Raw genomic sequence first — 17,168 nt, 5'->3', positions numbered from 1 at the left:
TCAAAAGCGGGGAATTCCGGTCAGACCCCACTTTTGGTGTATCCTATATCCCTTCGCAACAACGGCTCACGCCTCCTATGCCCGAGCACCCTAGTGGCGTCAGAACTGACGTCAAGCCCCACCGGTCACTGTTTGAACGCCTGACCGCACTTATTTCCCCCGAGCCAGAGAACCGAGCAGAATTGCTCGAAGTTCTACACGATGCGCATGAACGCAAGCTGATCGACGCCGACGCCCTGTCGATGATCGAGGGCGTGTTCCAGGTATCGGATCTCTGCGCACGCGATATCATGATCCCCCGTTCGCAAATGGATGTCATCGACATCAGCAAGCCGATCGAGGAATGGATGCCGGAAGTCCTGTCCACCGCCCACTCGCGTTTTCCCGCGATCGAGGGCGAACGCGACAAGGTGATCGGCATCCTGCTGGCGAAAGACTTGCTGCGATATTACGCAGAAGAAACTTTCGACGTGCGCGACATGCTGCGGCCGGCCATTTTTATCCCTGAATCGAAACGCCTGAATGTGCTGCTGCGCGATTTCCGCGCCAACCACAATCACATGGCCATCGTCGTCGACGAGTACAGCGGCGTGGCCGGCCTGATCACCATCGAAGACGTGCTGGAGCAGATCGTCGGCGATATCGAGGACGAATACGACTTCGACGAAGCCGAAGACAACGTGCTGTCGCTCAAGGAAGGCCAGTTCGGCCCCCGCTGGCGGGTCAAGGCACTGACCGAAATCGAGCAGTTCAACGAGGAAGTGGGCGCTCACCTGGTGGACGACGATGTCGACACCATCGGCGGCCTGGTCTCGAAACACCTGGGCCGCATGGCGCACAAGGGCGATATCTTCGACCTGGGCGATCTGCGCTTCGAGGTGCTGCGCGCCGACGCGCGCCAGGTGCACGTGCTGCTGGTCGAGCGTCTGCCCGACGTGCCGGAACTGGAACTTTAAGATGCGCGTACTGTAAATGCGTTTCAGACGCGCCGCCCCCTCCGACCCCGCCAAACCGCCCCGCAGCACGCGGACGCGCATGCTGATCGCCGCCGTTGCCGGCGCGGTCGCGGTGCTGGCATTCGCCCCTTTCGGCTACTGGCCGCTGCAAATCCTCAGCCTGGGCGTGCTGTTTTACCAGGTGCTGCGCGCACCGGGCGTGAAATCCGGCGCGCTGATCGGCTGGGCCTACGGCTTCGGCTGGTGTGCGGCCGGCACGCACTGGCTGTATATCTCGATGCACCGCTACGGCGAGATGGCGGCGCCACTGGCCGCTGCCGCCGTGGCCCTGCTGGCGTTATTGATGGCGATCTATGTGGCGCTGGCCATGGGCGTGGCTGCCTGGCTGCGCCAGCGCTGGAAAGTGACGATACCCTCGATGCTGCTGCTGGTGCTGCCCGCCACCTGGACCCTGTTCGAATGGACACGCGGCTGGCTGTTTACGGGTTTCCCGTGGCTGGCCACCGGCTACGCCCACAACACCAGTCCGCTGGCCGGCTTTGCGCCGATTGTCGGCATGTATGGCCTGGGCTGGCTGGCAGCCGTCTCGGCGGGCGGCTTGCTGCTGCTGACGCACCGCACGCGCTGGATCGCCCTGGGCGGCGTGGTCGCCCTGTACGCAGCCGGTTTCGGCTTGCAATATGTGCACTGGACGCACCCGGTGGGCCGGCCGATTTCCGTGCGCCTGTTGCAGGGCAATGTGCCGCAGCAGCAGAAATTCGATCCCGGCTTCGTGCTGGGCGCACTGGAAATGTACCAGCGCGCCATCACGGCTGCGCCGGCCGACCTGATCGCCACGCCGGAAACGGCGCTGACCGTGCTGCCGCACCAGCTGCCGCCCGGCTACATGGACAGCTTGACGCACTATGCGCGCGACACGCACAGCACCCTGCTGGTCGGCATGCCCGTGCTCGACGAACAGCAGCGCTTTTATAATGCGGCGCTGGGCATCACGGGGCAAGGTCCTGCTTACCAGTACCGCAAGCACCACCTGGTGCCGTTCGGCGAATTCGTGCCGCCGGGCCTGCACTGGTTCGTCGCCATGATGGCCATCCCGCTGGGCGACATGGGCCGTGGCGACTATGTGCAGGCGCCCATGCCCGTGCGTGACCAGCTGGTGCTGCCCAATATCTGCTATGAAGACTTGTTTGGCGAGGAAATCGCCGACCAGCTGGCTGCAGCCCACCGCAATGGCAAGCAATCGGCCTCGGTGCTGCTGAACGTATCGAACCTGGCCTGGTTTGGCGACTCGATCGCCATTCCGCAGCATTTGCAGATTTCGCAGATGCGCAGCCTGGAAACGGGCCGCCCCATGCTGCGCGCCACCAACACGGGCGCCACAGCCGTCATCGATGGCAATGGCAAGGTGACAAGCCAGCTGGTGCAGGACACGCAAGGCACCCTGGCCGCAAACGTGCAAGGCATGGGCGGCATGACGCCATACATTCTTTACGGCAACAAATTAGTATTGGCCCTGGCGGCGCTGGCCATCCTGTCCGCCTTTTTGCTGGCGCGGAACAACCGTAATAAATAAGCATGGCGCCAGGCATATTGCCGGAAGACTCACAGCCTGCCTGCAAAAACCGCTAAAATTAGCAAACCCTGGCGTGGCCGCCCGTTTCCTCGCTATACACCAGCGAGGCGACAGGCGGCCACGCTTCAAGCAAACCCTTACAGCGCGCGGCTGTCTCGCGCGGCGAACTCATACGATGCTCACATTTCAACAAATTATCCTGACCTTGCAAACCTATTGGGACAAGCAAGGTTGCGCCCTGCTCCAGCCTTACGACATGGAAGTCGGCGCCGGTACCTTCCACACCGGCACCTTCCTGCGCGCCATCGGTCCGGAACCCTGGCGCGCCGCATATGTGCAGCCATCGCGCCGTCCCAAGGATGGCCGCTACGGCGAGAATCCGAACCGCATGCAGCACTACTATCAGTACCAGGTGGTGCTGAAGCCGGCGCCGGAAAACATCCTCGACCTGTATCTGGGTTCGCTGGCTGCACTGGGCCTGGACTTGAAACAGAATGATGTGCGTTTCGTCGAAGACGACTGGGAAAGCCCGACCCTGGGCGCCTGGGGCCTGGGCTGGGAAGTCTGGCTGAACGGCATGGAAGTGACCCAGTTCACCTACTTCCAGCAAGTGGGCGGCCTCGATTGCAAGCCCGTGCTGGGCGAGATCACCTACGGCATCGAACGCCTGGCGATGTACCTGCAAGGCGTGGAAAACGTCTATGACCTGGTCTGGACCGAGTGGGAAGAAAATGGCGAACTGAAAAAACTGACGTATGGCGACGTGTTCCATCAAAACGAAGTGGAGCAGTCGACCTACAACTTCGAGTACGCCAATACGGAACTGCTGTTCGCCCAGTTCAGCAACTACGAAGCGGAAGCGAAGCGCCTGATCGAGCTGCAACTGACCCTGCCCGCCTACGAAAAAATCATGAAGGCTTCGCACAGCTTCAATATGCTCGACGCGCGCGGCGCCATCTCGGTGACGGAGCGCGCCGCCTACATCGGCCGCGTGCGCACCTTGTCGCGCCTGGTCGCGCAAGCGTATTACGACTCGCGCGAGCGCCTCGGTTTCCCGATGCTGCCTGCCGCAGACAAACCAGCCGCCGCCTGATCCGCTTATTGACGCCGTACCCAGACAAGAACACCATGAACCAAACACTGCTTATTGAACTGCTGACCGAAGAATTGCCGCCGAAAGCGCTGGCCAAGCTGGGCGCCGCCTTTAGCGCCGGGATAGTAAACGGCTTGAAAGCGCGCGACTTCCTGGAAGAAGACAGCGTCGCCACCAGCTACGCCTCGCCGCGCCGCCTGGCCGTCTCCATCACCAATGTACGCGAAGTCTCGCCAGACAAATCGATCCGCGAAAAAGTCTTGCCGGTCTCCGTGGCGCTGGACGCCAACGGCAACGGCACGCCGCCGCTGGCCAAGAAACTGGCCGCGCTGGGCTTCCCCGAGCTGACGGTGGCCGACCTGGAACGCGCCGCCGACGGCAAGGCCGAGAGCTTCTTCTACACCTACACGGCACCGGGCAGCAAGCTGGAAACTGGCGCGCAGGCCGCCCTGAGCGAATCGGCGGCCAAGCTGCCGATCCCCAAGCTGATGAGCTATCAGCGCCCGGACGGCGCGACCGTGCAATTCGTGCGCCCGGCCCACCGCCTGATCGCCCTGCATGGCATCAACGTGCTGCCTTTGACCCTCTTGGGCTTGACGGCTGGCCGCACAACCCTGGGCCACCGCTTCCTGACCGACGGCAAACCGGTCACCATCGCGCACGCGGAAAACTATGCGGCGTCCCTGATCCTGAACGCCAGCGTGATCGCCAGCAACGAGGAGCGCAAGGAGCGCATCCGCGCCCAGCTGCTGGAAAAAGCCGGCGCCGACCTGGTGCTGATGCCCGAAGCGCTGCTGGACGAAGTGACGGCGCTGGTGGAATGGCCGGTCGTCTACGAATGCCATTTCGAGGAAGAGTTCCTGGCCGTGCCGCAGGAATGCCTGATCCTCACCATGCAGACCAACCAGAAGTACTTTGCGCTGACCGATACCGCGGGCAAGCTGCGTTCGCGCTTCCTGATCGTCTCGAACATCGCGACCGACACGCCCGAGCACATCATCGGCGGCAATGAGCGCGTGGTGCGCCCGCGCCTGTCCGACGCCAAGTTCTTCTTCGAGCAAGACAAGAAAAAGACTTTGCACTCGCGCGTCGACTTGCTGAAGAACGTGGTGTATCACAATAAGCTGGGCACGCAGTACGAACGCACCGACCGCATCACCGCGCTGGCTGGCGATATCGCCAATCGCCTGGGTGTGGATGCAACGCGCGCTGAACGCGCTGCCCTGCTGGCCAAGGCCGATTTGCTGACCGATATGGTGGGCGAATTCCCTGAACTGCAAGGCATCATGGGCACCTACTATGCACGCCATGACGGCGAAGCAGCCGACGTGGCGCTGGCAGCCTCCGAACACTACCAGCCGCGCTTTGCAGGCGATGCATTGCCAAGCACCGATGTCGGCACGGTCGTGGCGCTGGCCGACAAGCTCGAAACCCTGGTCGGCATCTGGTCGATCGGCCTCGCGCCGACCGGCGACAAGGACCCGTTCGCGCTGCGCCGCCACGCGCTGGGCGTGCTGCGCATGCTGCTGGAAAAACGCCTGCCACTGGCAATCAGCGACTTGTTGGCTGATGCCGCTTCCACGTTTACCGGCCGTCCGGGCTTCGTTGATCCGAGTGCCGACGTACAGGCTTTCATGCTGGACCGCCTGCGCGGCATCCTGCGCGAACGCGGCTTCTCGCCAAACGAGATCGAAGCGGTGGTGGCGCAAAACCCGGACCGCCTGGACGATATCGTGCAGCGCCTGGAAGCCGTGCAGGCGTTTGCCGCCCTGCCGGAAAGCGCTTCGCTGGCAGCAGCCAACAAGCGCATCACGAATATCCTGAAAAAGAACGAGGAAGCGCTCAAGCTGGTGGCTGCCGGCGGCGTGAACGTGGCGCTGCTGCAGGACGAAGCCGAGAAAAAACTGGCGGCCGCCGTCTCGCGCGTGCAGCCTGAAGTCGACGCGGCCTTCGCCAAGGGCGATTTTGCAGGCACGCTGCAAACCCTGGCCCAGCTGCGCGACGATGTCGATGGCTTCTTCAACGACGTGATGGTGATGGCCGAGGATGTCGCCCTGCGCAACAACCGCCTGGCCCTGCTGTCGTCGCTGCACGGCATGATGAACCGCGTGGCCGACATTTCCAAGCTGGCGGCGTAATGGGAACTCCGGCGATGAAACTGATTATTCTCGACCGCGACGGCGTCATTAACCATGACTCGCCGGACTTCATCAAATCGCCCGCCGAATGGCTGCCGATCCCCGGTTCGCTCGAAGCGATCGCCCGCCTGAACCAGGCTGGCTATCGCGTGGTGATCGCCTCGAACCAGTCGGGCATCGCGCGCGAGTATTTCGACATGACGGTGCTCAATGCGATCCACCAGAAGATGCATACGCTGGCGCAGCAGGTGGGCGCCGATATCGACGCCATCTTCTTTTGCCCGCACGCCGGCGCCGACAATTGCGATTGCCGCAAGCCGAAGCCGGGCATGTTCCATGAAATTTCGCAGCGCTATAACACCAGCCTGAAAGGCGTGCCGACCGTCGGCGATTCGCTGCGCGACCTGCAGGCCGGCTTCATCAGCGGCTGCGTGCCCTACCTGGTCCTGACCGGCAAGGGCGAAAAAACCCACGAAACAGGCGGCCTGCCGCCCGGCACCCAGGTCTTCCCCGACCTGGCGGCCGTGGTGGCCCATTTGCTCAAGGCGCCAGCCGCTTCCTCGCCTACCGTGGCATTCAGTATTTAATCTCCGGAGAACTGCATTGCGTAATTTTTCCCTGTTCCTGCGATCCCTGCTGTTCATGATCATCATGATCGTGGCCACCATCGTCTGGGCCTGCGTGTGCTTTTTTGCCGCGCCATTGAGCTACAACAAGCGCTACTGGGTGACCTCGCGCTGGAACGTGTTTATCCTGTGGTGTGCCAAGGTCATTTGCGGCATACGCTATGAAGTCAAGGGCGCCGAGAATTTCCCGGACGTGCCGGCGGTGGTCCTGTCGAAGCACCAGTCGGCGTGGGAAACCATCTTCCTGCTGCCCAGCCTGCCACGCCCGCTGGTCTACGTGTTCAAGAAAGAGATTTTGTATATCCCGTTTTTCGGCTGGGCGATGGCGCTGCTGCGCATGATCCCGATCGACCGCAAGCAGGGCAAGCATGCTTTCAGGAGCGTGGTGGCGCATGGCAAGCGCCGCCTGGCCGATGGCCAATGGATTATCATGTTCCCGGAAGGCACCCGTATTCCGGTCGGACAAAAAGGCCAGTACAAGAGCGGCGGCACGCGCCTGGCGATTGCTACCGGCGCCGTGGTGGTGCCGATTGCGCATAATTCAGGCGAATGCTGGCCCAAGCAGTCATTTCTCAAACGCCCGGGACTGATTACCGTCTCGATCGGCAAACCGATTTCGCCGGAAGGGCAAACCCCGGACAGCATGATGCAACAGGTGGAAAATTGGATAGAATCAGAAATGCGCGTCATTTCGCCTCACGCCTACAACGCTGGCTAGACGGCATCAGCGCGGTCATCCAGGAGCCGACCCTGCGCCAGCAGTTAAAGACCATCAAGGTCGGCGACCGGCAACTGGATTTGTTCGCGCATGACGTCTCGACCAGCACGCCCCCGGCGGTGCGCCCCACGGCACCGCCAGCGCCGCCCGTGGTGGCGCCCGTCATAGTTCCCGCACTTCCCTCTCCCCCGCCCTTGCCCTCGCCGCCGCGCACCGCCGACGGTCCGCCGCTGCGCCAGCTGCAACTGGGCCCGCACCTGGTCGAATTTGCCCTGCGCCGCTCCACGCGCCGCTCGATCGGCTTCATGATCGACGATAACGGCTTGCGCGTGACAGCCCCCAAGCGCGTCACGCTGGCGGAAATCGACAACGCCATCCGCGCCAAGCAAGGCTGGATCGTGTCAAAGCTGCGCGAACGGGGCGAGCGCAAGGTGGAACGCCAGCAGCGCCCGCCGGTGGCGTGGGTCGATGGCGCCGTGTTGCCCTACCTGGGCGGCGAGATCACCTTGCGCCTGCACCAGGCGCCACGCCACCGCGCCAGCTTCCAGCGCGACACGAATGAACTGCATGTCTGGGTCACGCCCAGCGGCACCGAAGCGCAATTGAAGGAAAAAGTCAAAAGCTGGTACCAGCATGAAGCGCGCCAGCTGTTCGAGGCGCGGCTGGACCTGTACGCGGCCAGGCTGGGCGTGGGCTACGATTCGCTGTCGCTGTCTTCAGCCGGCACGCGCTGGGGCAGCTGCACGGTGGAGCGCAAGATCCGCCTGAACTGGCGCCTGATCCACTTCGCCCTGCCATTGATCGACTACGTGGTGGCGCACGAACTGTCGCACCTGCTGGAAATGAACCACAGCCCCCGCTTCTGGGCCACCGTGGAGTCGATCTACCCCGATTACGACGGCGCCAAGCAGGCCTTAAGAAAACGCTCGCAGGAATTGCCGGTGCTGTTTGCTTAACTGCCGGGGTCAGACCCGGCGGGTCTGACCCCGGATTTAGGTCAACAATAAAGGTTTGATCGCCGCGATGGTGCGCGGCGTCGCGCCACGGTGCTGGTTTGCAAACGCCAGCGCCTTGTCACCCATGGACGCCAGACGCATCGGATCTTGCAGCAGCATGGCTGCCTGCGCCAGCAGCGCATCAGCGTCAAGCACGCGCGCGGCGGCGCCGGCTTCGATGGATTGTTCCGTCACCAGCGCAAAATTGAAGGTGTGCGGGCCGATCAGCACGGGTTTGCCCAGCGCTGCCGGCTCGATCAGGTTCTGGCCGCCCAATGGCAGCAGGCTGCCACCCACAAAAGCGCAATCGCAGGCGGCGTAATAGGCAAACATCTCGCCCATGGAATCGCCCAGCAGCACCTGCGTGGCTGCGTCCACTGTATCGCCTGGCTGCAAGGCGGACCTGCGCTGCACGGCCAGGCCGTGGTCAACGATCAGTTTTTGCACGTCATCGAAACGCTGCGGATGGCGCGGCACGATCAGCAGCAGCACGTCGGCCGGCAGGCTGGCGCGCGCCAGCGCATCGAGGATCAAGGGCTCTTCGCCTTCGCGCGTGCTGGCGCACAGCAGCACGGGACGCGGGCCGATCGCGGCACGCAGCTGCGCGCCTGTCGCCAGGGCCGCCTCGGGCACCACCACGTCGAACTTGATGCTCCCCGTGACCACCACGTTTTGCGCGCCCAGCTCACGCACGCGCTGCGCATCGTCCTGCGTCTGCGCCGCCACCAGGTCGATGCCGCGCGCGGCGTCGGCGATCAGCTTGCCCAGGCGCTGCGCCTTGCCCAGCGAGCGTTGCGACAGGCGTGCATTGGCCAGCACCACCGGCACTTGAAGGCGGTTGCATTGATGGATCAGGTTAGGCCACACTTCCGTCTCCATCAGGATGCAGATGTGCGGCGCAAAATGGCGGATGAAGCGGGCCGGCATGGCGCCCGTGTCATACGGCAGATAGCTTTGCACCAGGCGCTCGCCATGTTTCGCGAACAGGGCCTTGCCGGTGGCGCGGCCCGTCGGCGTCATGTGGGTCAGGATGATGCGGCATGACGGCCACTCGGCCAGCAGCGCGTCGATCAGCGGTTCGGCGGCGCGCGTCTCGCCGACGGAGACGGCGTGCACCCAGATCGACAGGGGAGCGGCAGCGGGCCTGGCGCCGTACAGGCCCAGGCGCTCGCCCCAGTGCTGGCGGTAGCCGGGTTCCTGGCGGCCGCGCAGCCACAGGCGGCCCAGCACCAGTGGCAGGGCCAGCCACCAGGCGAAGGTATAAAGAAGTCGCATTGTGTAAACCGTATAGGGAAGATCAGGCAGGATGATACTCTGCCAGCAGCTGCCTTGCGGCGGCCAGCACTTGCGCCACCTCGGGCGGCGAGCCCTTGTCGCCCAGGTTGATGATCCTCGGCGACCAGTTGCCTTCGGTTTTCCACAGCGGCGAATCGGCGTAGATTTCCACCGTCGGGCGCAGGAAGGCAGCAGCGATATGCGTCAAGCCCGTATCGACGCCGATCACCAGGCTGGCCTGGCGCGCCAGCAAGGTAGCGTCGCTCATGGACAGTTTCGGCAGCACGCGCGCATTCGGCAGGCGGGCCGCCAGCAGTTCGGCTTCCGCTTTCTCTTTCGGCGAGCCCCACGGCAGCAGAATCGGCATGGGCGCCAGCGCCTGGCCCAGCGCGATCCAGTTAGCGGGCGCCCACTTCTTGGCGTCGCGTGCGGTACCGTGGAAGTACACGGCGTAGGGTTCATCTCCCATCCAGTCCGGGCGCGGTGCGCCAGGCGGCAGTTCCGGCAAGCCGAAATCGGCCGGCGTATCGACCGTGTAGCCCAGCGCAGCGGCGGCGACCAGGCGGCCGCGCGCCACCGCGTGCGTACGCGGATTCAAAGGGATGCTCTTGCTGTGAAACAGGCGTGACAGTCCTTCGTAGCCCGAACCTTCGCTGCCATTGGCCAGGCCCACTTTGTGGCCGCCTGGCGCCAGGCGCGCCGCGCCCATGATGATGCCCGTCTTCAGCAAGCCCTGGGTATCGAACACATAGTCGTAGCGCGTCTGGCGCAGATTGCGGAAGAAGGTAGCGATTTCCGCCCGCGTTTCTTGCTTGCCCAGGCTTTTGCGCCAGCGCCGCAGCGCAAATGGAAAGATGGCGCCGACGCGCGGGTTCAGGCGCACCAGGCTGGTGTAGCCTTCCTCGACTACCCAGTCGATGGTGGCGTCGGGAAAATGGCGGGCGATGTCCGCCACCATCGGCAGGTTATGCAGCACGTCGCCCAGCGAGGAAACGCGCACCAGCAGAATTTTCAAGGGCGCTGGCGCGCCGGCAGTACCAGCCATGACGTCAGAACGGCAGGACGGCGTCAGGCTTGGCAGCCAGGATCACGCTCTTGAACTGGCCCTGGATGCGTTCCAGGGCAGCCGGCGTTTCCGCCTCGAAGCGCATCACGATCACCGGCGTGGTGTTCGATGAACGGGCCAGGCCGAATCCGTCCGCATATTCCACGCGCAAGCCGTCGATGGTGATGATCTGCTCGTTGCCAGGGAAAACGGCGTCGCGACGCAGCACGTCCATCAGTGCGACGTTCTCGCCTTCCTTCAGTTCCAGATGCAGTTCCGGCGTGCTGTCGGACTGCGGCAAGGAGTTCAGCAAGGCGGAAGGATCGGTTTCACGCGTGAGGATTTCCAGCAGGCGCGCGCCCGAATACAGGCCATCGTCAAAACCATACCAGCGGTCCTTGAAGAAGATATGGCCGCTCATTTCGCCGCCCAGCGGGGCGCCCGTTTCGCGCAGCTTGGCTTTCACCAGCGAGTGGCCGGTCTTGTACATCAGCGGCACGCCGCCGTGCTTGCTGATATACGGCGCTAGGTGGCGCGTGCATTTCACGTCATACAGGATTTGCGCGCCCGGATGGCGGGTCAGCACGTCGGCCGCAAACAGCATCATCTGGCGGTCAGGATAGATGATCTGGCCATCCTTGGTGACCACGCCCAGGCGGTCGCCGTCGCCGTCAAACGCGATACCGATCTCGGCATCCGTCTCGGCCAGGCAGCGGATCAGGTCTTGCAGGTTTTCCGGGTGCGCCGGGTCGGGATGGTGATTCGGGAAATTGCCGTCCACTTCGCAAAACAGTTCGATCACCTCGCAGCCCATGCCGCGGAACAGGTCGCCCGCGAACGCGCCGGCCACGCCATTGCCGCAATCGACGGCGATCTTGATCGGGCGCGCCAGTTTCACGTCGCCGAGGATGCGTTCGAGGTAAGCCGCGCGGATATCGTGCGTGGCATAGCTGCCAGGCTTGGCGCTGTCGCTGCCGTCGTGGGCGACGATGTCATCATACAGGCCAGTAATCGCTACGCCATGGATCGCTTCGCCGGCCAGCACCATCTTGAAACCGTTGTAGTCGGGCGGATTGTGGCTGCCCGTGACCATGATGCCGGAACGCGTATCGAGCACATTCGTGCCGAAATAGACCATTGGCGTGGCGACCACGCCCAGGTCGATCACATCGACGCCGGCCGACTGCAAGCCTTGCGCCAGCGCTGCCGCCAGTTCCGGTCCAGACAAACGGCCGTCGCGGCCGATGACCACCCGTTGTTCGCCCTTGGCCAGCGCGGCGCGGCCAAAGGCCTGTCCGATCTTGCGCGCCACGCTGGCATCGAGGGTTTTAGCTATGATGCCGCGAATATCGTATGCCTTGAAGATCGTTTTTGACAGTGGGAGCATGGTTGTAATCGGTATGAAAGTAGGACAATAAGTGAGGACAATAAGCCGGAACAGGGAAGGCAGCGTAACAGGAAAAAGCTTGCTACTGCACCAATATACCGAATTATACGCGCAGCAGATCGATAGACTTGCCTGACGCCAGCCAGTTTTTGACCCACAGTGGCTGGCGGCCGCGGCCAGTCCATTGCTCTGCAGCATTATCCGGGTGACGGTAACGCACCGCCACCTTGCCGGCGCGCGGCGGCACGCCTGCGAGCATCAGCTGTTTCAGGGGAATGCCGGCCTGCTGTGCAATCACCCGTATCTGCTCGCGCGCCTTGTTCAAGTCATCGCGCTCGCGGCTGCTTAATTCTTGCCGGACCTTATCTTGCAAATCGCGTAATTGCGTCATTGTCAGTGTTACCAAATCCATGTCTTCCCCTTTTATGATGATCGAAACAGAATGAAATTGCGCATACAAATATAAGAGACATCCCCATTTTATTGAAATAAACTGCTTTACAGTGCATGGGAATGGCGTCGCAATATCGTGATAACGCGCATTTTATCAAATAATCCTATTTCTTTTTATTGATGATCATCCAGCGCGGCGATTTGAATCGAATAATACGGAAATATAACCAGACATACGACGCCATGAATAATATGGAACAGCAAATCAATAACCAGGTATGACGCCAGAGTAAAGTTGCCGGAATAACTGCCGTCAGGGAAAACAGCCATAAATAAGGCGATGTCATGGAATTACGGCGCATCAATGCTTTTGCTTCCTTGCGTCCCACGGTCCACTGCACGATGCGGCGGAAAATCAAACTGTGCAAATGTATACCATCAGGCATCACCGGTGATTTTCCCTGGATAAAAGCACGCCGGTACGCAGAAAATAGCGTCTCGAAGGCAGGATAAATGAGCAATAACACGGCATACCAGGTCGACACTTCGGGATTGCGCATCACCAGCATCAAGGTCAGTTCGCCCAGCATGAAGCCGATAAAATAGGCGCCGCCATCGCCGAGGAAAATCAGCCCAACAGGGTAATTCCAGATCAGGAACCCCGTGATTGCGCCCGCCATCAACAAGGCCGCCACCAGGATAAAGGAATCATTGACTTGCAAGGCAACATAGGCGAGCGACAACAGCATGCAAATGGACACCACGCTGGCCAGGCCATTGAAGCCATCGATAATATTAATGGCATTGGCGATGCCTGCCACGGCCAGGACGGTAATCGGCAAGCTCAGCCAGATGTAGGGAATTTTCCAGCTGGAAAACACCCAGTCGATACGGTCTATATGGGCGTCAATCAGGAAAAACGCCAGCATGGCGCCGGCCATGGTGAGCAGCAAGCGGCCCATGGGACTGACCCTGCCCGTAAAATCTTCGACGATGCCGCCCGCAAAAGCGATTCCGGAACACAAGATCAGGCACAACATCCAGTAAGTCATGGCCGGCAAACGCCAGATCGAGACAAAGGCACTGATCACCACCGCCAGGAAAATCGACAGGCCACCGATACGCGCGACAGAATGCGAATGGACTTTTTGTACCCCATGGAAATCCGAATCGAGTGCGGAACTATGCAATCTCACCTGCTTTATAATTAACAGGGTTAATAATGCGGATGCGACGAAGCTCACGATAAAAGAAAACATTTTATTATCAATAAAAAATCGGGCTCGCCACGTAAAGCCATCGACAGGTAAAAATACAGAAAATTATGCTGCACGGAGTGCTTCAACAATCAGCGATCGGCCCCTGTGCAAGCCCCCATCCACCATCCTGCGGCATGCTCATTATCGCCAGGGACGGAAGTGGCAGGCATCAAGGTGCAAGCAAATGCGATGCTTTCCGCAAACCACGCTGGCCTGTATATCGCCGCAGCCATGTATATTCGAAAATCTCATGACCACAATATTCAAAGATGGCACGCAACCGGGTTCGTATTGCAACTGATCTTGAAATATTCCGGCAATGAATGGCATTGTACCGAAAGGTTCAATAAATCCCCATGCCATGGCGCCAAGCTGCTGATAAAGGGTCAAATGCCTGACAACATATGCGTGTATGCATGGCAAAAATTAATATCTCTTCACCAAAAAGAAACATGTTGAAAAAAACATGCTTATGTAAGAAAAAATATTAACATAAAGACATTTATACTTAAGCATACAATAACGACATTACCCACGCCGCATATGGTGCCAACTGCGTTGCCAACTGTATCGCGCACTGGGCGGCGTCGAGATCGTAACAAGAGTCCGTACAATTGATAACTGCATTTACCATTTGATACACCGAAATAATAATTTGATAATTTCGATATGGTTGGCTGCCGAGGCATGCCATTTTTCGTCGACTACGCCGGCCTGCGCCGGCGCGCGGCGCATCGAGACTTGATTCTATGTGAAAGCCGGGCAGCGCCTGGCGCATTTGCCGCACACCCGGATTATCGGCAAAAAAACAACACTTGTCCCAGCAGTGGAAGCTGGCGCTGCTACACGGCCAACAGCGTTATGGATGCCAGGGAGAGGAAAGCGGCCCGGCCGCCATATTGCATGGCGGCCTACGGCAAGCAGGAAGGGCCGGCAAGATTCGCCTTGCGGCAAGGCCACGCATGCGGATGATGGGGCCTGGATGGATTTCAGTGCAGCGGGGCGCGAGGCCACCAGCAACAGCGCTGGATAGACAGCGCCGTCGCACGTGGCTCCTTCTTTACGCGCCGATACGTCCCATGACTTCGACCACATGGTCGATCTGCGCTTGGGTATGGCCGGCGTTCATCATGAAACGCAGACGGGCCTTGCCTATCGGCGCGGCTGGAAATTGCACGGAGTCGACGTGGATGCCCTCGGCCTTCAGCGCCTTGGCGAAGTTCAGGCAGCGCTCGGCGTCACCGATCAGCACTGGCACGATCGGCGTCTCGGTCGACAGCAGCTCGAAACCGAGTGGGCGCATGCGCTCGACGAAATAGCGCTGGTTATCCCACAGCCGCTGGCGACGCTGCGGTTCCTCGACCAGCAAGTCCAGCGCAGCGATCAATGCTGCGGCCTGGTCTGGCGGCGGCGGGCAGGTAAAACCGTAGGCCGAGCTGGTCAGGCGGATCACGTCGGCGATGTCGCGTTCGACGGCGACAAAACCGCCGATCGCACCGAATGCCTTGCTCAGGGTGCCCATCTGGATGATGTTGGGGCTATAGCAGTTGAAATGTTCGGACGTGCCGCCGCCATGCTCGCCGAGTACGCCGGTCGCATGGGCATCGTCGATGTACAGGATGGCGCCATATTTTTCGGCGATGGCGACCAGGTCAGGAATAGGCGCGATCGTGCCTTCCATGCTGAACACGCCATCGCTGACGATAATCGGCGTGGTGCCCTCGGCTGCCTTGAGCAGCGATTCCAGGTGGCCCATGTCGCAATGGCGGTACTTATGGCTGGGCACACCCGACATATGGATGCCTTCGCGGATGCTGACGTGATTAAATTCGTCCGAATAATAGACATATTTGCGGCGCTTCACGGCGCGGTAGCCGTACAGGCGCGCCATCGTGCCCGCCTTGACCAGCGACGACAGCACGCCAATATTCGTCATATAACCGGTCACGAACAACACGGCATCGGATTTGTGCTTGAGCGCTCCGAGACGACGCTCGAGTTCACGGTAGACATCCAGGTCGCCGCCCAGCAGGCGCGATTCGCAATTGCCCACGCCGTAGCGGTCCAAACCATCCTTCGCAGCACTGACCAGACGCGGGTGGTTGGCCAGCGCCAGATAATTATTGCTGCTAAAAGAAACAAAGGTCTTGCCTTCGGAGACGAAGGTAGGATCGGGCAGGCTGGCGTGTACGCCTGACTCGTGATGGACCGAATTGGTCGTCAGCCAGGAAGCAATATCGCTTAATTCATTCATGATGTTCTCATCTTCAACGGAGCAACTTGCGCCAGGAGCGCAACGGTAGGTGTAAAAGGGGTGTATGCGTAATTCTTGCCAGCGGGTTGTAGGCGCCTGTATGACGACGATGCAGCTGAAACTTTGTGCATCGGGATATAGCGAGGGCACACCGCCAAAATTTTCCAAATACTGCTGCGGCACAGCACAGTGTAATGTTTCGTCTGTACCAGCCAGCGCAGGGAGATTCCGCGCAAGTGTAAACAAGAAAGCAACACACAAATCACGCCGCTGTTGAGCGTAATCAAGAACACCGACAGCAAGTCGTGCATTTTAACAGTATTGTCGGTTTCTCTCATACCCACCTATGGCGACATCGACTTGGCGGAGGGCAGCACCGGGGCTTGGGGTACCATCAGTATTCCAGCAGAAATACATCACACTATGCATCAGTATTCTACGCATCCATATAATCTCGGGCAAAAGCGTCCGGTAGCGGTATCATCGGCTAGTTTCACCACTGTCCCCCCACCGAATAACTGATGAAAACCTACTTTATTGGCGACCTGCAGGGCTGTCAAGAACAAACACTAACATTACTAAAGTGTATACATAGGGCGGCTGATGGCCCCTACCGACTGTTGTTTGCTGGCGACTTGATCAATCGCGGCCCGGCATCGCTGGCCACCTTGCGCCACGTGCACGCGCTGGCGCAGCAAGGCCTGGCCGACACGGTACTGGGCAACCACGACCTGCACTTGCTGGCGGTCGTCAACGGCATCCGGCCCGCGCACGCCTCCGATACACTGGACGAGATCCTGACTGCGCCTGACCGCGACGAACTGGTCGCCTGGCTGCGCAGCCGGCCGCTGGTGCTGCAGCAGGACGGCCATCTGCTGGTGCATGCAGGCTTGCTGCCGCAATGGAGCGCGCCACAGGCGCAAGCCTTGAGCGATGAAGTCTCCAGCATGCTGGCTGGTCCCGGCTGGGTCGACTTCTTGCGTAGCATGTATGGCAACGAACCGGCCGCCTGGGACGACAGCCTGCGCGGCGCCGACCGCTTGCGCTGCATCGTCAACGCCATGACGCGTTTGCGCTTTTGCACGGCAGACGGCGTCATGGATTTCAAGATGAAAGAGAGTGGCACGGCGCCAGCCGGTTCCGGCCTGATGCCCTGGTTCGAGGTGCCCGGACGGCGCAGCACAGACACCACCGTGGTCTTCGGCCACTGGTCGGCACTGGGACTGCGGCTGGAACCGAATCTGATTGCCCTCGACAGCGGCTGCGTCTGGGGCGGCCAATTGTCTGCCGTCTGCCTGGAAGACCGCTCGCTGCTGCAGGTCAGTTGCCCGCAATTCCAGCAGGCTGGCAAAAAAGATAAAAAACAGGCAGGCGCCGGAGCATAAGCTTAAGCGGAATGTGTCGTATGCCTCCGCAAGCGGCCATCGTATGATGGTGACTTTACCCTGACGATGCC

At 60.7% G+C, this 17,168-nt stretch carries 14 protein-coding genes; 8 read left to right on the top strand and 6 right to left on the bottom strand.

From position 1 onward, the window contains the following. Positions 1 to 77: 77 nt before the first annotated feature. The 7 genes from ACL9RI_RS00665 to ACL9RI_RS00635 all read left to right on the top strand — a co-directional run bounded on the left by ACL9RI_RS00665 (position 78) and on the right by ACL9RI_RS00635 (position 8,060). A complete protein-coding gene (locus ACL9RI_RS00665; RefSeq protein WP_183675106.1) occupies positions 78 to 956 on the top strand; it encodes an HlyC/CorC family transporter in 879 nt (292 codons plus the stop codon). A 16-nt stretch (positions 957 to 972) separates the two neighbouring features. Continuing rightward, the gene (gene lnt / locus ACL9RI_RS00660; RefSeq protein ID WP_422724684.1) at positions 973 to 2,529 is read left to right on the top strand and encodes an apolipoprotein N-acyltransferase; all 1,557 of its coding nucleotides are present in this window, start codon (positions 973 to 975) and stop codon (positions 2,527 to 2,529) included. Between the two features lie 175 nt (positions 2,530 to 2,704). Then, positions 2,705 to 3,622: a glycine--tRNA ligase subunit alpha gene (gene glyQ / locus ACL9RI_RS00655; RefSeq protein WP_422724683.1), complete on the top strand. Its 918-nt coding sequence runs from the start codon at positions 2,705 to 2,707 to the stop codon at positions 3,620 to 3,622. Positions 3,623 to 3,657: 35 nt separating this feature from the next. Further along, positions 3,658 to 5,760, top strand: coding sequence for a glycine--tRNA ligase subunit beta (glyS, locus tag ACL9RI_RS00650; protein WP_422724682.1), 2,103 nt, complete (start codon positions 3,658 to 3,660; stop codon positions 5,758 to 5,760). 14 nt (positions 5,761 to 5,774) lie between these two features. Beyond that, the gene (gmhB, locus tag ACL9RI_RS00645) at positions 5,775 to 6,347 is read left to right on the top strand and encodes a D-glycero-beta-D-manno-heptose 1,7-bisphosphate 7-phosphatase (RefSeq protein ID WP_422724681.1); all 573 of its coding nucleotides are present in this window, start codon (positions 5,775 to 5,777) and stop codon (positions 6,345 to 6,347) included. A 16-nt stretch (positions 6,348 to 6,363) separates the two neighbouring features. Continuing rightward, the gene (locus ACL9RI_RS00640) at positions 6,364 to 7,104 is read left to right on the top strand and encodes a lysophospholipid acyltransferase family protein (protein ID WP_183675056.1); all 741 of its coding nucleotides are present in this window, start codon (positions 6,364 to 6,366) and stop codon (positions 7,102 to 7,104) included. 53 nt (positions 7,105 to 7,157) lie between these two features. Continuing rightward, the gene (locus ACL9RI_RS00635; protein WP_422725155.1) at positions 7,158 to 8,060 is read left to right on the top strand and encodes a M48 family metallopeptidase; all 903 of its coding nucleotides are present in this window, start codon (positions 7,158 to 7,160) and stop codon (positions 8,058 to 8,060) included. 36 nt (positions 8,061 to 8,096) lie between these two features. On the opposite strand, the gene waaA is transcribed toward ACL9RI_RS00635, so the two are convergent. From waaA to ACL9RI_RS00605, 6 genes are all read right to left on the bottom strand, one after another. Further along, on the bottom strand, positions 8,097 to 9,374 hold the full coding sequence (gene waaA / locus ACL9RI_RS00630; RefSeq protein WP_422724680.1) for a lipid IV(A) 3-deoxy-D-manno-octulosonic acid transferase: 1,278 nt from the start codon (positions 9,372 to 9,374) through the stop codon (positions 8,097 to 8,099). 22 nt (positions 9,375 to 9,396) lie between these two features. After that, positions 9,397 to 10,419, bottom strand: a complete 1,023-nt coding sequence (gene waaC, locus ACL9RI_RS00625; RefSeq protein WP_422724679.1) for a lipopolysaccharide heptosyltransferase I — start codon at positions 10,417 to 10,419, stop codon at positions 9,397 to 9,399. 4 nt (positions 10,420 to 10,423) lie between these two features. Then, positions 10,424 to 11,806: a phosphomannomutase/phosphoglucomutase gene (locus ACL9RI_RS00620; protein ID WP_422724678.1), complete on the bottom strand. Its 1,383-nt coding sequence runs from the start codon at positions 11,804 to 11,806 to the stop codon at positions 10,424 to 10,426. Between the two features lie 103 nt (positions 11,807 to 11,909). Further along, a complete protein-coding gene (locus ACL9RI_RS00615) occupies positions 11,910 to 12,218 on the bottom strand; it encodes an H-NS family nucleoid-associated regulatory protein (protein ID WP_422724677.1) in 309 nt (102 codons plus the stop codon). Positions 12,219 to 12,363: 145 nt separating this feature from the next. After that, positions 12,364 to 13,458, bottom strand: coding sequence for an MraY family glycosyltransferase (locus tag ACL9RI_RS00610; RefSeq protein ID WP_422724676.1), 1,095 nt, complete (start codon positions 13,456 to 13,458; stop codon positions 12,364 to 12,366). A gap of 1,060 nt (positions 13,459 to 14,518) precedes the next feature. Next, positions 14,519 to 15,712, bottom strand: a complete 1,194-nt coding sequence (locus ACL9RI_RS00605) for an aminotransferase class I/II-fold pyridoxal phosphate-dependent enzyme (protein WP_422724675.1) — start codon at positions 15,710 to 15,712, stop codon at positions 14,519 to 14,521. 521 nt (positions 15,713 to 16,233) lie between these two features. Here ACL9RI_RS00605 and ACL9RI_RS00600 point away from each other — a divergent pair. Further along, entirely contained in the window at positions 16,234 to 17,097 is an 864-nt protein-coding gene (locus ACL9RI_RS00600) for a symmetrical bis(5'-nucleosyl)-tetraphosphatase (protein WP_422724674.1), read from the top strand. Positions 17,098 to 17,168: the final 71 nt, after the last annotated feature.

This window comes from Janthinobacterium sp. Mn2066 (genome assembly GCF_049319705.1).
Classification (GTDB): domain Bacteria; phylum Pseudomonadota; class Gammaproteobacteria; order Burkholderiales; family Burkholderiaceae_D; genus Janthinobacterium.
This window is presented reverse-complemented; position numbering and strand designations above follow the sequence as displayed.